Here is a 14,108-nt window from a genome sequence, read left to right on the forward strand (position 1 = left end):
GTCGGCGCCATGACGGGATCGGGCACGCGGCAGCGGCCGGCACGGCGCCTCATCGTGGCGCCGATGGCGGGCCGCCGGTTCGCCGTGCCGATGGCCGGGGCGCACGTCCGGCGGGTCTTCGACGAGCGCTGTCGGGGCCGCTGAGCACGCCGCCCCCCGTCCGCACCGTTTCGAGGACGTCTCGTGTTCGAGGACATCCGCGCCGCCTGCCGGCGCGATCCCGCCCTGTACGGCATCCGCAGCGCCGAGGTGCTGCTCTATCCCGGACTCTGGGCCGTCTGGTCGCACCGCCTCGCGCACCCGCTGCACCGCGCCGGGCTGCCGCTGCTGCCCCGGCTGCTGTCCCAGGTGACCCGGCTGCTCACCGGCATCGAGATCCACCCGGGCGCGGTGATCGGGCGGCGGCTGTTCATCGACCACGGCGCCGGCGTGGTGATCGGCGAGACCGCCCGGATCGGCGACGACGTGACCGTGTACCACCGGGTCACCCTGGGCGGCCGTGGCTGGCGCCGGGACCCGAAGGGCAGCCGCCGGCACCCCACCGTCGGCGACCGGGTGGTGCTCGGCGTGGGCGCCACCGTCCTGGGCCCGGTCCGGGTCGGCGACGACGCGGAGATCGGCGCGCACTGCCTGGTGACCGCCGACGTGCCGGCCGGCGCCCGGCTGCGCGCCGGGCAGGCCCGGGAGACGCCGGACCGCAGCGACCTCGGGCCCCTGGAAGGCCCGGCGCGCGACGGTCCGGTCCACTCGTGGCCACCGCAGGGCCCGGCGACGGACGTCCCGGCCCGGCGTGGCCTGCCGATGCAGGAAACCCCCGATCCCGGCCTGTGCGCAGGCAACCAGCAGCGAGCGGCTGCCGCGCCGCGGACCAGAGAAGAACAGAGGAGCCGGCGATGATCTATGAGGACGTGACCGAGCTGATCGGTCGGACCCCGCTGGTGCGGCTGTCCCGCTTCGAGCCCGGGCTGCCGGCCCGCCTGCTCGCCAAGCTGGAGTCGTTCAACCCCGGCGGCAGCGTCAAGGACCGTATCGCCCTGGCCATCCTGGACGCCGCCGAGGAGTCCGGCGAGCTGCGCCCCGGTGTCGAGATCGTCGAGGCGACCAGCGGGAACACCGGCATCGGCCTGGCCCTGGTGGCGGCGGCCCGCGGATACCGGCTGACCCTGGCCATGCCGGAGAGCATGACCGCGGAGCGGCGGGCGCTGCTCGCGGCGTACGGGGCGGAGCTGGTGCTGACCCCGGCCGCGGAGGGGATGGGCGGCGCGGTGCGTCGGGCGCTGGAGCTGGCGGACGAGCGGAAGGCGTTCCTGCCCCGGCAGTTCGACAATCCGGCGAACCCGGAGGCGCACCGGCGCACCACCGCCCACGAGATCTGGGCGGACACCGGCGGTGAGGTGGACGTGCTGGTCGGCGGCGTCGGCACCGGCGGCACGATCACCGGCGTGGGCCAGGTGCTGCGCTCGCGCAACCCATGCCTGCGGGTGTACGCCGTGGAGCCCGCCGAGTCCCCGGTGCTCTCCGGCGGCTCTGCCGGCCCGCACGGCATCCAGGGCATCGGGGCCGGTTTCGTGCCGGAGGTGCTCGATCCGACCGTCTACGACGAGGTGCTGCGGGTCGACGTGGAACAGGCCCGGGCGACGGCGCGGCAGCTGGCCCGTACGGAGGGGATCCTGGCCGGGGTCTCCAGCGGCGCGGCGCTGTTCGCCGCCGCCGGGCTGGCCCGGCAGCCGGAGCTGGCCGGCCGGACCGTCGTCGTGGTCCTGCCGGACACCGGCGAACGCTATCTGAGCACCCCGCTGTTCACCGGCTGACCGCGGGTCAATGTGCCTGCGCGCCGGTCAGGTTGAGGATCACGACACCGGCGATGATCAGCACGATCGCGCCCAGCTTGACCAGGGTGAGCGGCTCGTCGAGGAAGATCGCGCCGATCACCACGATCGCCGCGGTGCCGACCGCGGACCAGATGGCGTAGGCCACGCCGACCTGGATGCCGCCCTTGATCGCGTGCGACAGCGCGGTGAACGAGACGGCGTAGCCGGCGAGGCAGGCGACGGTGGGCCAGAGCCGGGTGAACCCGTCGGTGGCCTTCATCATGCTGGTCGCCAAGAGCTCGGCGCCGATGGCGAGCGCGAGGAGGAGGTAGGGCACCGGGGCAACACCCTTTCTTGTACGTCGTACAACCGTGATCGTACGAGAGAGCCGGGCGCCGGAAAATCTGCCATCATCCGGCGGTGGCAGATGATGTACGGGCGCGGCGGATCGCCGCGATGCGCGGGTGTGACCGGCTGCTCTCCGGGGCGCGGCCGGCCACCGTGCGGGACCGGCTGGCCGAGCTGAGCGCGGCCGCCGGCGGTGAGCTGATGCCGGACTTCTACGGCGACGGCCTCGTCGCCGAGCTGGAGGACCGGGTGGCCGCCCTGCTCGGGACCGAGGCCGCGGTGTTCTTCCCGACCGGCACCATGGCGCAGCAGGTGGCGCTCCGCTACGGCGCCGAGCTCACCGGCCGCCGGGCGGTCGCCCTGCACCCGCTCGGGCACCAGGAGGTGTACGAGCGCCGCGCCTACGCCGACCTGACCGGCCTGCGCGCCGTGCACCCCACCGCCGCGCCGCGCAACCCGACCGCCGCGGAGATCGCCGCGCTGGCCGAGCCGGTTTCGACGGTGGTGTTCGAGCTGCCCGTGCGGGACGCCGGTTTCGTGCTGCCCACCTGGTCCGAGCTGACCGAGGCGTGTGACGCGGCCCGGGCGGCCGGCGCCCGCGTGCACTTCGACGGGGCGCGGATCTGGGAGTCCACGCCGTACCTGGGACACGGCCTGGCGGCGATCGCCGGCCGGGCGGACAGCACGTACGTCTCCTTCTACAAGACCCTGGGCGGTCTGGGCGGCGCGGCGCTGGCCGGGACCACCGCCCTCGCCCGGTACGCCCGCGCCTGGCGCCACCGTTACGGCGGGCAGCTGTTCCAGCAGTGGCCCGCAGCGCTGACCGCGCTGATCGGGCTGGAGCGGGAGCTGCCTCGGATCCCGGACTACGTGCGGCACGCCGGCACGGTCGCGGCCGCGCTGGCGGAACTGCCCGGCGCCGTGGTGTTCCCGCGGCCGCCGCACACCCACCAGTTCCGGCTCTGGCTGCCGCACCCGGCCGGTCTGCTGGACCGGGCCGCCCTGGCCCTGGCCGAGGAGGAGAAGGTCTGGTTCGCCGGCGGCTGGCGTGACACCGGGGTGCCGGGCCACGCGATGACCGAGATCACCGTGCTCGAACCGGCCCTGGAGTGGTCCGCGCGTGACGTCGTCGAAACGGGTACCCGTCTGCTGGATCGGATTCAACATTGATCAACGGGGTACCAGGAGAGGGTCCCGTTCCACCGGTTGCAGGAGGTTCAGATGAGCGCAGTCGCCAACCCGGCCACCGTCCAGGAGTGCCTGCGGGTGGGCGCCGGCTTCTCGCAGGGCGACCTTAACTGGATCGCCGAGCTGTTCAGCCCGCTCGACGCCCGGCTCTCCGGCTTCCACGCCGACACCACCGCGCTGTACATCTCGGTGAAGAACCGGGAGGCCGCCGGGCAGAAGGTGACCCTGGAGTCCACGATCGGAGGCCGGGAGAAGATCGTCACGACCTCGTCGGAGGACGACCTGCACGCGGCGATCATGGATGTGCGCGACGACCTGCGCCGCCGGCTCAACGACTCGCGGACCAAGCACGAGCCGCGCCACAACCGCCACCTGCGCGAGGTTCCGCAGCCCGAGTCAGTGGAGGAGCTTGCCTAGGTAGGTGAGCGGACCCGGGTCGGGGACCGGCAGCTCGGTGTAGCCGAGCCGGTCGTAGAAACCGCGGGCGCGCACGTTGGCGGTGACCATGCCGAGGTGCACGCCGGGGGCCCCGGCCCGGGCCACCGCCTGTTCGAAGCGCTCGATCAGCCGGCGGCCGTGACCTCGGCCCTGGTAGGCCGGGAGCAGGTCGATGTGCAGGTGGGCCGGATGACCGGCCAGCTCCGGGACGATCATGCGTTCCGGGTGGAAGTGCAGGGCGACCATGTCCTGCTCGGGCGTGCGCGGCGGGGGCGGCGGCACCGGGTACCGGTCGCCGACCAGGGGGATCCACTCGTCGCGGTAGCGCCGCACGAACGTGGCGGTGTCCGGGGTCCCGACCACGTAGCCGACCGCGTCGCCACCGTCGTCGAGCACGAACGCGAACCGCGGTTCGAGGTGCACGTACGGGCCGGCGAACAGATCGCCCATCAGATCGTCGGTGGAGTACCGGCCGCGGGCGTCGCCGCCGGCGTCGGCGGTGCGCACGCAGATGTCGTAGACGGCCGCGAGGTCGGCCGGGCGGTAGGAACGGATCTCAGGCACGTCCCGCAGGCTAGGCCCTGGGGCGGCCCGGCGCGACCCGACGGCGCATCGACACTCTTGACGGCCGCCGGTGCTGGTGGTGGTATTCCGGGCAGGGTTGCCACCTGCACCAGCCGGGATCGGACGGCATCGCGGCCACACCGGTGGTCGGGTTCGCAGGTCATGCGCCAGGCCAGTAGACCCTACTCGGGACTTTGGTCCCAACAGTCCCAGGTCTGCGGCCCCAGGGCAGCCGACATGTGATCCCGGAGGCTGTAGAGGCCACCGCTGATCGACCTGGGAGTGCCCGCCGTGTCACCCGAACCCGCCAACGACACTGTTCCGGGAACCGCGCCGCTGCTCGCGGCCCGCCGCTTCCTGACGCGCGAGACGGTCGGCGACCACGGCCGCACGCTGCACCAGGTGAACGGCAACGACTGGGACGCGTTCTACCGCGACCGCTGGAAGTACGACAAGGTGGTCCGCTCCACCCACGGTGTCAACTGCACCGGCTCGTGCTCGTGGAACGTCTTCGTCCGCGACGGGCTGATCACCTGGGAGCACCAGGCCACCGACTACCCGACGACCGGGCCGGACTCGCCCGACTACGAGCCCCGCGGCTGCCCGCGCGGCGCCTCCTTCTCCTGGTACGAGTACTCGCCGTCGCGGGTGCGCCACCCGTACCTGCGCGGCACCCTGGCCGAGATGTTCCGCGAGGCCCGGGAGCGGCTCGGCGACCCGGTGCTGGCCTGGGCGGAGATCGTGGAGAACCCGCTCAAGGCGCGGGCCTACAAGTCCCAGCGCGGCCGGGGCGGGTTCGTCCGGGCCAGCTGGGAGGAGGCCGTCGAGATCGCCGCGGCGGCGCACGTCTACACCACCAAGACGTACGGGCCGGACCGGGTGGTCGGGTTCTCCCCGATCCCGGCGATGTCGATGGCGTCGTTCGCGGCCGGGACCCGGTACCACGCGCTGCTCGGCGGGACGCTGCTGAGCTTCTACGACTGGTACGCCGACCTGCCGATCGCGTCGCCGCAGATCTGGGGCGACCAGACCGACGTGCCCGAGGCCGGCGACTGGTGGAACGCCACCTACCTGATGATGTGGGGCTCCAACATCCCGGTCACCCGCACCCCGGACGCGCACTTCCTGGCCGAGGCGCGGTACAAGGGGACCAAGGTGGTCGCGGTCAGCCCGGACTACGCCGACAACGTCAAGTTCGCCGACGACTGGCTGGCGCCGCACCCGGGCACCGACGGGGCCCTGGCCATGGCCATGGGCCACGTGGTGCTGAAGGAGTTCTTCGCCGACCGGACCGTGCCGTACTTCGAGGACTACGCCCGCAGGTTCACCGACCTGCCGTTCCTGGTCACCGTCGTGGATGGCCGGGCGGACCGGTTCCTGACCGCCGCGGACCTCGGCGAACAGGGCGGCGAGCACAAGACCGTGCTGGTCGACTCCCGCACCGGCGAGCTGGTCGTCCCCAACGGCTCGCTGGGCTTCCGCTACGCCGAGCCCGGCCGGTGGAACCTCGACCTGGGCGAGGTCGTCCCGGCGCTCGGCCTCACCTCGGACGAGGCGGTCGAGATCGAGCTCGCCCGCTTCGACATCGGCGACACCGAGGGCGGCGGCGTGATGACCCGCGGCGTCCCGGTCCGCCGGGTCGGCGAACACCTGGTCACCACGGTCTTCGACCTGGTCATGGCGCAGTACGGGGTGCGCCGCGGCGACCTGCCCGGACAGTGGCCGGCCGGGTACGACGACGCCGACAGCCCGAACACCCCGGCCTGGCAGGAGCGCATCACCGGCGTCCCGGCCGCGCTCGCCGCCCGGATCGGCCGGGAGTTCGCCCGCAACGCCGAGCGCAGCCGGGGCCGTTCGATGATCGTCCTGGGTGCCGGCGCCAACCAGTGGTTCCACTCCGACATGACCTACCGCGCGTTCATCTCGCTGGTCACCCTCACCGGCTGCCAGGGCGTGAACGGCGGCGGCTGGGCGCACTACGTCGGCCAGGAGAAGGCCCGGCCGATCACCGGACAGCAGCACATGTCGTTCGCGTTCGACTGGCAGCGGCCGATGCGGCACCAGGCCTCCACCCCGTTCTGGTACCTGCACACCGACCAGTGGCGCTACGAGCGGGTGCCGGCCGACGAGCTGGCCTCGCCGCTGGGCACCGGGCGGCTGGCCGGGATGGCGTTCGCCGACACGGTCGCCGCGGCGCAGCGGATGGGCTGGAGCCCGGGGCACCCGTTCTTCAACCGCAACCCGCTGGCGCTGGCCGACGAGGCCGACGCCGCCGGCCTGCCGGTCGGCGAGTACATCGTCGGCGAGCTGCGCAAGGGCACGCTCAAGACGGTCGCCGAGGACCCGGACGACCCGGCGAACTTCCCGCGCTGCCTCACCCTGTGGCGGGCCAACCTGCTCGGCTCCTCCGGCAAGGGCAACGAGTACTTCATGCGGCACCTGCTCGGCGTCGAGGGCACCGCCACCGCCACCGAGTGCCCGCCCGGCGAGCGTCCGCGCGACGTGACCTGGCGTGCCGAGGCGCCGATCGGCAAGCTGGACCTGCTCACCGCGATCGACTTCCGGATGACCAACACCGGCCTGCACGCCGACCTGGTGCTGCCGGCCGCCACCTGGTACGAGAAGCACGACATCTCGACCACCGACATGCACCCGTTCGTGCACGCGTTCAACCCGGCGGTGGAGCCGCCCGGCGAGGCGCACGCCGACTACGACACCTTCCTGGCGCTGGCCGACCGGGTGAGCGAGCTGGCCGTGACGCACCTGGGCACGCGCACCGACGTGCTGGCCGCCCCGCTGCAGCACGACACCCCGGACGAGCTGGCGATGCCCAGCGGCCGGGTGCGCGACTGGAAGTTCGGCGAGTGCGAGCCGGTGCCCGGTCGGACCATGCCGAAGCTGGTCACCGTCGAGCGTGACTACACGCTGATCGGGCAGAAGATGCGCACCGTCGGCCCGCTGCTGGACAAGCTGGGCACCACCACCAAGGCGATCACCGTGGACGTGACCGAGGAGATCGCGTACCTCAAGCACCAGAACGGCGTGATCGACGGCCGGCCCTCGCTGGCCACCGCCGACCGGATGTGCGAGGCGATCCTCACCCTGTCCGGGACCACCAACGGGCGGGTCGCCCACGCCGGCTTCGCCGAGCTGGAGAAGCGCACCGGCCAGCCGTTCACCGACCTGATCGAGGGTCACGAGAACGACCGGATCACCTACGCGGACACCCAGCGGGCGCCGCAGCCGGTGTTCACCAGCCCGGAGTGGTCCGGCTCGGAGAAGGGCGGGCGCCGCTACTCGCCGTTCACCCTCAACGTGGAGCGGCTCAAGCCGTGGCACACGGTGACCGGGCGGCAGCACTTCTTCGTCGAGCACGACTGGGTCGCCGAGCTGGGCGAGCAGCTGCCGGCCTTCCGGCCGCCGCTGAACATGGCGCGGCACTTCGGCAAGCCGGGCGAGGCGGTGGACGGCGGGGTGACCGTACGGTTCCTGACCCCGCACGCCAAGTGGTCGATCCACTCGATGTACCACGACAACGAGCTGATGCTGGCGCTCTCCCGCGGCGGCCCGGTGATCTGGATGAGCGTGCAGGACGCGCAGAAGATCGGCGTACGCGACAACGAGTGGATCGAGGCGCACAACCGCAACGGCGTCGTGGTGGCCCGCGCGGTCGTCTCGCACCGGATGCCCGAGGGCACCGTCTTCCAGTACCACTCGCCGGAACGCACGGTGAACGTCCCCAAGGCGGAGAAGTCCGGCCGCCGCGGTGGCTACCACAACTCGATGACCCGGCTGCTGATCAAGCCGACCCACCTGGCCGGCGGGCACGCCCAGCTGACCTACGCCTTCAACTACTACGGCCCGATCGGCAGCCAGCGCGACGAGATCACCGTGATCCGCCGCCGTACCCAGGAGGTTCAGTACTGATGCGGATCCGCGCGCAGATGGCGATGGTGATGAACCTCGACAAGTGCATCGGCTGCCACACCTGCTCGGTCACCTGCAAGCAGACCTGGACCAACCGGGAGGGCACCGAGTACGTCTGGTTCAACAACGTCGAGACCAAGCCGGGCATCGGCTACCCGAAGCACTACGAGGACCAGGAGCGCTGGAAGGGCGGCTGGAAGCTGGACCGCAAGGGCCGGCTCACGCTGCGCTCCGGCGGCCGGCTGGCCCGTCTCGGGCACATCTTCGCCAACCCCGACCTGCCGTCCATCGACGACTACTACGAACCGGCCACCTTCGACAAGGACATCCTGGTCAGCGCGCCGGCCGGGCTCACCGACACCCCGGTGAAGCGGCCGTACTCCCAGCTGACCGGCGAGCCGATGGCGGTGACGTGGGGCGCGAACTGGGAGGACAGCTTGGGCGGGTCGTCCATGACGGAGGATCCCAACCTGGCACGGATGCCCGCCGAGGCGGTCGAGAAGGTCAAGTTCGAGTTCGAGAAGACCTTCATGTTCCACCTGCCGAGGATCTGCGAGCACTGCCTCAACCCGGCCTGCGTCTCGGCGTGCCCGTCCGGCGCGATGTACAAGCGCGAGGAGGACGGCATCGTCCTGGTCGACCAGCACCGCTGCCGCGGCTGGCGGATGTGCGTGTCGGCCTGTCCGTACAAGAAGGTCTACGTCAACCACGCCACCGGCAAGGCGGAGAAGTGCACCTTCTGCTTCCCGCGCCTGGAGGCGGGGCAGCCGACGATCTGCTCGGAGACGTGCGTCGGCCGGCTGCGCTACCTGGGCCTGCTCTGGTACGACGAGGACGCGGTGCTGGCCGCGGCCTCGGTGGCCGACGAGGCCGACCTGCTCGACGCGCAGCGCTCGGTGTTCCTCGACCCGACCGACCCCGCGGTGCAGCAGGCCGCCCGGGACGCCGGGATGCCGCAGGACTGGATCGAGGCGGCCGCGAACTCGCCGGTGTGGAAGCTGATCGGGGAGTACCGGATCGCGCTGCCGCTGCACCCGGAGTACCGCACGCTGCCGATGGTCTGGTACGTGCCGCCGCTGTCGCCGGTGCTGGACGCGGCGGGCGCCGCGGGACGCGACGACACCGACGCGGACGACATCTTCCACACCATCCGTGATCTGCGGATCCCGGTCGAGTACCTGGCCGAGCTGTTCACCGCCGGCGACACCGAGGTGGCGGCCGGGGTGCTGATGAAGCTCGCGGCGATGCGGTCGTACATGCGGGCCCGGACGTTGGACGGCACGGTCGCCCAGGAGCTGCTGGACGGCATCGGGATGACCGCCGAGCAGGTGGAGGCCATGTACCGCCTGCTGGCCGTCGCCAAGTACGACGAGCGCTACGTCGTCCCGGTCGCGCACACCAAGGACGCGGCCGCGCTGGAGGCGCAGGCCACCGCGCACAACGACTGCTCGCTGGACTGCTCGGGCGGACCGGGCATGAGCAACGAGCAGACCGTCGAGGCGTTCCACCTGACGCAACCGGGCACCGGCCTGTTCCGCCGCGACGACGGCCGCCGCGGCCTCACCATCAACCCGCTGCGAGGCCGGTCATGACCGCTTCACCCGCCGACCGGGCCCGGATCTTCCAGCTCGCGTCGCTGCTGCTCACCTACCCGGACGCGGAGCTGCTCGGCGCCGGCGCGCCACTGCGGGCGGCGGCGCTGGAGATCGGGCACGAGGGCGCCCGGACGCTGCTGCGCGCATTCCTCGACGAGTTCCTGAGCGGCACCCTGATCGAGGCGCAGCGGCACTACGTGCAGACGTTCGACCTGCGCCGCAAGTCGGGCCTCTACCTGACGTACTACCTGCACGGCGACACCCGCAAGCGGGGGATGGCGCTGCTCATGCTGAAGCAGCGGTACCGCGCGCACGGGCTGCGGCTCGACGGCGGCGAGCTGCCCGACCTGCTGCCGGTGGTGCTGGAGTTCGCCGCGACGGCCGGACCCGGGGACGGGGAGGCGCCGCTGCGCCAGCACCGGCAGGGGCTGGAGCTGCTGCGCGCCGCCCTGGGCGAGAGCGGTTCGGCGTACGCCAAGGTGCTCGAAGCCGTCTGTGCCGTCCTGCCGGAACTCTCCGACGCCGACCGGGCCGCCGTGGCGGCCCTCGCCTTCGACGGGCCGCCGGTGGAGACCGTCGGTCTCGACTCCCTGGGCCAGGGACCCGACCTGGCGCCCTACGCCACCTACGCCACCTGCTCCGCCGCGGAGGTCTCCCGATGAACACCCTGATCTGGGTCGTGCTGCCCTACGCCTGCCTGGCGGTCTTCGTGGCCGGGCACGTCTGGCGCTGGCGGCACGACCAGTTCGGCTGGACCACGCACACCAGCCAGCTGCTGGAGAACCGGCTGCTGCGGCTGGGCTCACCGATGTTCCACCTCGGGGCGTTCGGGGTGATCGCCGGGCACGCGATGGGCCTGCTCATCCCGGCCTCGGCGACCTCGGCGCTGGGCATCCCGGAGCACCTCTACCACGAGGTCGCGGTCTGGGGCGGCACGATCACCGGCGTGGTGATGGTGGCCGGGCTGGCCCTGCTGATCGCGCGCCGCTTCGTCAGCGGGCGGGTCCGGCGGGTCACCACGACGATGGACAAGGTCCTGTACGTCTTCCTGGCCGCCATGGTCGTGCTCGGGATGACCGCGACGGTCGGTGAGAACCTGTTCGGGCCCGGCTACGACTACCGGGAGACGATCGCGGTGTGGTTCCGCGGCGTCTTCTGGTTCCAGCCGCACACCTCGCTGATGACCGGCGCGCCGCTGGTGTACCAGCTGCACGCGATCGGCGGATTCCTGTTCCTGGCGCTGTGGCCGTTCACCCGGCTGGTGCACGTGTGGTCGGCGCCGCTGGCCTACCTGTGGCGGCCGTACGTCGTCTACCGCGCCCGGCGCGGGGCGGCGCCCGCGGGACCGCCGGCGCCGGCGGTGGTCCGCGACGCCGGGCGGCGCCCGGTCCGCTCCGGTCACTGACCCTTCCCGGTACGACCTCGCCCCGCCCGCCTCGGCGAAAGTGTCGGAGGGTGGTTCTAGGGTGGAGCCCACATCGACGATGGAGGTTCTCCCATGACGACCCCCTCCGGCCGCCCCGGCACCGCGCTGCTCGTCATCGACGTGCAGAACGGCGTGGTGGACAAGGCCTGGCAGCGCGACGCGGTGATCGCCAACATCGCCACCCTGGTCGCCCGGGCCCGGGCCGGGCAGGTGCCGGTGATCTGGGTGCAGCACTCCGACGACGAGGATCTGCGGCTCGGCAGCGACCCGTGGGAGTACGTGCCCGAGCTGCCCCCGGCCGACGGCGAGCCGGTGGTGCACAAGAGGTACGGCGACGCGTTCGAGGCCACCGACCTCGAGGAGCGCCTCGCCGAGCGGGGTGTGGGCCGGCTCGTGGTGGCCGGCGCGGCGTCCGACGGGTGCATCCGCTGCACCATCCACGGCGCCTTCACCCGGGGCTACGGCGTGACCCTGGTCAGCGACGCGCACACCACGCAGGACCTGACCCGCTGGGGCGCGCCGAGTCCCGACCAGGTGATCGCGCACACCAACATGTATTGGAACTATCAGAGCGCGCCCGGCCGCACCGCCGGGACGGTGGAGACCGCGGGGGTCAGCTTCACGGCCGCGTGATCCACCGTACGGTGGGGGGATGAGCGACGAGTACCTTCCCCAGGTGTACCAGCAGTTCCTCGACCGCTTCCCGGAAGTGGCCGAGGCACAGGGCGCGCTCGCGCGGACGGTGCGCGAGCGCAGCCCGTTCGACCCGCGTACCGAGCGCCTGCTGCGGCTGGCCATGGCGATCGGGGCGGAGGCCGAGGGGGCGGTGCGGTCCAATGTCCGTAAGGCGCTGCAGCACGGCGCCACGCTGGACGAGGTGCGTGCCGTGGCCCTGGGCGCGATCACGACGTGTGGTTTCCCCACCGCGATAGCCGCGATGGGCTGGATCGAGGAAGTCGCCGAATCGAAGTGACGGTACAGAACGGGTGGCTGCGCAAGCTCGCCGAGGACCCGGGACACTCGCAGTGGTACATCAAGCGTTTCCGGGACATGGCCGCCGCCGGCCGCGACCTGGTCGGTGAGGCGCGGCTGGTCGACGCGATGGTGCCGCGCGGCGCCCGCATCCTGGACGCCGGCTGCGGCCCCGGCCGGCTCGGCGGCTACCTGTCCTCGATCGGCCACGACGTCACCGGCGTCGACCTGGACCCGGAGCTGATCGCCGCCGCCGTCGCCGACCACCCGGGCCCGCGGTGGCTGGTCGGCGACCTGTCCGAGCTGTCGCTGCCCGGGCCGCCCTTCGACGCCATCGTCTGCGCCGGCAACGTGATGACCTTCGCCGCGCCGGACACCCGCGTCGAGATCCTCCGCCGGTTCGCGCGGCACCTGGCCCCCGGTGGCCGCGCGGCGATCGGCTTCGGCGCGGGCCGCGGCTACCCCTTCGACGAGTTCCTCGCCGACGCCGTGGCCGCCGGCCTGACCCCGGACCTGCTGCTGAGCACCTGGGATCTGCGACCCTTCACGCCCGAGGCGGACTTCCTGGTGGCCGTGCTGCGCCACCCCTGACCGGTCCGGTCGCGGCTGCGCCGTCCACCCGCCGACGGCCCGGGCGGCGCAGCCGCGACCCCGGGGCGTCGGCGGGTGGACGGCGGCCGGGCGGCGCACGCGACCCCGGGTGGCCCGGCCGTCCGGATCGCGGCCTCCGTAACGCTGACCGTCACGGCGCGTGCTGCCCGCCCGCGGGCGCGCGCCGGGCGTCGCCGCCGGCCCCGCGGCCGGCGATCACGGGCAGCAGCAGACCCAGGAGGCCGATGATGATCAGCGTCAGCGAGACGAGCTGGTAGGCGTACACCGGACGGCCGAGCAGGACGGCCCCGAGCAGCGCCGTCACCGCCGGGGCCGGCACGGTGATCGTGCTGGCCAGGGAGACGTCGATGTGGCGCATCGCGTTGAACCACAGCACGAGCTCCAGGTAGTACGCGAGCCCCAGCAGCGCGCCGGCCGCCGGCACACCCGGGTTCCCGAGCGTGGTCCGCAGGGCCGTCGGCCCCTCGACGGCCAGCGCCAGCGGCCCCAGCACCAGAACCGAGACGACGAGGCGGGACGTGGTCACCTGGTTCGGTGTGATCGACGTGGTGATCAGCACCTCCCGCAGGACGATGTGGGCCACGCTCCACAGTGCCGGTACGGCCAGTGCCACGGCGAACCACGGCGAGAGCCCCGCCGGGCGCCAGGTGCCGCCGGTGGCCAGGTGGTACAGCGTCACGACGATCAGGGCGATGAGCGCCAGCTCGGTCCGGCTCCTGCGGCGCTTGCCCAGCATCGTCTCCGAACCGGCCGCGAACAGCGGATACGCCTGCAGGGCGAGGGCCGCCTCGGTCGTGCCCGCGGTGTCGAAAGCCAGGACGTACGCCCAGGTGGAGAGCGCGAAGAGGACCCCGGTCCCGACCGTGATGAGCACCGTCCGGGCCGGTGTCGCCGAGCCGGCGCCCGCCGTCGCGGGCCGCTCCGGCGACGCGGCGCCGAACACTCCCCGCTCGCCGGACCACCACTCGCGGGCCAGCAGCGGCAGCGAGAAGGCCGCCTGCCAGACGCTGAGCAGGAACGCGAAGGCCAGCGCCCCGGCACCGGCCGGGCGCCCCGCCGAGATCAGCGGCATCGCGCCGAGCAGCAGCAGGCAGGCGGACGCGAGCACGGCCCCGAGCCGGGGGTCGGCGTGACGAACGTGGGGCATGGTGGCGCTCCTCCCGCGGAATGCCCTGCGGATTGCATCGAGGTTCGCCACCCTAACGTCGATACAATGCGATGATTGCC

15 protein-coding genes are annotated in these 14,108 nt (G+C 72.6%); 12 read left to right on the plus strand and 3 right to left on the minus strand.

Annotation, left to right across the window (positions count from 1 at the left end; genetic code table 11):
- Nucleotides 1–9: 9 nt before the first annotated feature.
- Genes ACTEI_RS38935 through cysK form a run of 3 tightly spaced genes read left to right on the plus strand, consistent with a single transcriptional unit; the run spans nucleotide 10 to nucleotide 1,811 of the window.
- Entirely contained in the window at nucleotides 10–144 is a 135-nt protein-coding gene (locus tag ACTEI_RS38935; protein ID WP_262384825.1) for a hypothetical protein, read from the plus strand.
- A 39-nt stretch (nucleotides 145–183) separates the two neighbouring features.
- Nucleotides 184–897 carry a serine O-acetyltransferase EpsC gene (gene epsC, locus ACTEI_RS13000; RefSeq protein WP_122977895.1) on the plus strand — a complete coding sequence of 238 codons (714 nt, stop codon included), beginning with the start codon at nucleotides 184–186 and terminating at the stop codon, nucleotides 895–897.
- Nucleotides 894–1,811, plus strand: a complete 918-nt coding sequence (gene cysK, locus ACTEI_RS13005) for a cysteine synthase A (RefSeq protein WP_122977896.1) — start codon at nucleotides 894–896, stop codon at nucleotides 1,809–1,811. The genes epsC and cysK overlap by 4 nt, the downstream gene beginning before the upstream one ends.
- 7 nt (nucleotides 1,812–1,818) lie before the next feature.
- Here the strand turns inward: cysK and ACTEI_RS13010 are convergent, their stop codons facing one another.
- On the minus strand, nucleotides 1,819–2,148 hold the full coding sequence (locus tag ACTEI_RS13010; protein ID WP_122977897.1) for a DMT family transporter: 330 nt from the start codon (nucleotides 2,146–2,148) through the stop codon (nucleotides 1,819–1,821).
- Between the two features lie 83 nt (nucleotides 2,149–2,231).
- Between ACTEI_RS13010 and ACTEI_RS13015 the strand changes: the two genes are divergently transcribed.
- Nucleotides 2,232–3,329 (plus strand): threonine aldolase family protein, encoded by a 1,098-nt coding sequence (locus ACTEI_RS13015; RefSeq protein ID WP_122977898.1) that lies wholly within the window; start codon nucleotides 2,232–2,234, stop codon nucleotides 3,327–3,329.
- 51 nt (nucleotides 3,330–3,380) lie between these two features.
- The gene (locus ACTEI_RS13020; protein ID WP_122977899.1) at nucleotides 3,381–3,764 is read left to right on the plus strand and encodes an HPF/RaiA family ribosome-associated protein; all 384 of its coding nucleotides are present in this window, start codon (nucleotides 3,381–3,383) and stop codon (nucleotides 3,762–3,764) included.
- Here the strand turns inward: ACTEI_RS13020 and ACTEI_RS13025 are convergent.
- On the minus strand, nucleotides 3,744–4,349 hold the full coding sequence (locus ACTEI_RS13025) for a GNAT family N-acetyltransferase (protein ID WP_187645984.1): 606 nt from the start codon (nucleotides 4,347–4,349) through the stop codon (nucleotides 3,744–3,746). The genes ACTEI_RS13020 and ACTEI_RS13025 overlap by 21 nt on opposite strands.
- A 336-nt stretch (nucleotides 4,350–4,685) precedes the next feature.
- On the opposite strand from ACTEI_RS13025, the gene ACTEI_RS13030 reads away from it, so the two are divergent.
- From ACTEI_RS13030 to ACTEI_RS13060, 7 genes are all read left to right on the plus strand, one after another.
- Nucleotides 4,686–8,276, plus strand: a complete 3,591-nt coding sequence (locus ACTEI_RS13030; protein ID WP_122982111.1) for a nitrate reductase subunit alpha — start codon at nucleotides 4,686–4,688, stop codon at nucleotides 8,274–8,276.
- The gene (gene narH, locus ACTEI_RS13035) at nucleotides 8,276–9,868 is read left to right on the plus strand and encodes a nitrate reductase subunit beta (protein ID WP_122977900.1); all 1,593 of its coding nucleotides are present in this window, start codon (nucleotides 8,276–8,278) and stop codon (nucleotides 9,866–9,868) included. Before ACTEI_RS13030 ends, narH begins: the two co-directional genes overlap by 1 nt.
- Nucleotides 9,865–10,533: a nitrate reductase molybdenum cofactor assembly chaperone gene (gene narJ, locus ACTEI_RS13040; RefSeq protein WP_122977901.1), complete on the plus strand. Its 669-nt coding sequence runs from the start codon at nucleotides 9,865–9,867 to the stop codon at nucleotides 10,531–10,533. Before narH ends, narJ begins: the two co-directional genes overlap by 4 nt.
- On the plus strand, nucleotides 10,530–11,276 hold the full coding sequence (gene narI, locus ACTEI_RS13045) for a respiratory nitrate reductase subunit gamma (RefSeq protein ID WP_122977902.1): 747 nt from the start codon (nucleotides 10,530–10,532) through the stop codon (nucleotides 11,274–11,276). Before narJ ends, narI begins: the two co-directional genes overlap by 4 nt.
- A gap of 93 nt (nucleotides 11,277–11,369) precedes the next feature.
- Nucleotides 11,370–11,930: a cysteine hydrolase family protein gene (locus tag ACTEI_RS13050; RefSeq protein ID WP_122977903.1), complete on the plus strand. Its 561-nt coding sequence runs from the start codon at nucleotides 11,370–11,372 to the stop codon at nucleotides 11,928–11,930.
- A gap of 19 nt (nucleotides 11,931–11,949) precedes the next feature.
- Nucleotides 11,950–12,270: a carboxymuconolactone decarboxylase family protein gene (locus ACTEI_RS13055; protein ID WP_122977904.1), complete on the plus strand. Its 321-nt coding sequence runs from the start codon at nucleotides 11,950–11,952 to the stop codon at nucleotides 12,268–12,270.
- A 77-nt stretch (nucleotides 12,271–12,347) separates the two neighbouring features.
- The gene (locus ACTEI_RS13060; protein ID WP_203723765.1) at nucleotides 12,348–12,860 is read left to right on the plus strand and encodes a class I SAM-dependent methyltransferase; all 513 of its coding nucleotides are present in this window, start codon (nucleotides 12,348–12,350) and stop codon (nucleotides 12,858–12,860) included.
- Between the two features lie 151 nt (nucleotides 12,861–13,011).
- Here the strand turns inward: ACTEI_RS13060 and ACTEI_RS13065 are convergent, their stop codons facing one another.
- Nucleotides 13,012–14,028, minus strand: a complete 1,017-nt coding sequence (locus ACTEI_RS13065; RefSeq protein WP_145830867.1) for an EamA family transporter — start codon at nucleotides 14,026–14,028, stop codon at nucleotides 13,012–13,014.
- Nucleotides 14,029–14,108 lie beyond the last annotated feature (80 nt).

It is taken from the genome of Actinoplanes teichomyceticus ATCC 31121 (assembly GCF_003711105.1).
GTDB classification, from domain to species: domain Bacteria; phylum Actinomycetota; class Actinomycetes; order Mycobacteriales; family Micromonosporaceae; genus Actinoplanes; species Actinoplanes teichomyceticus.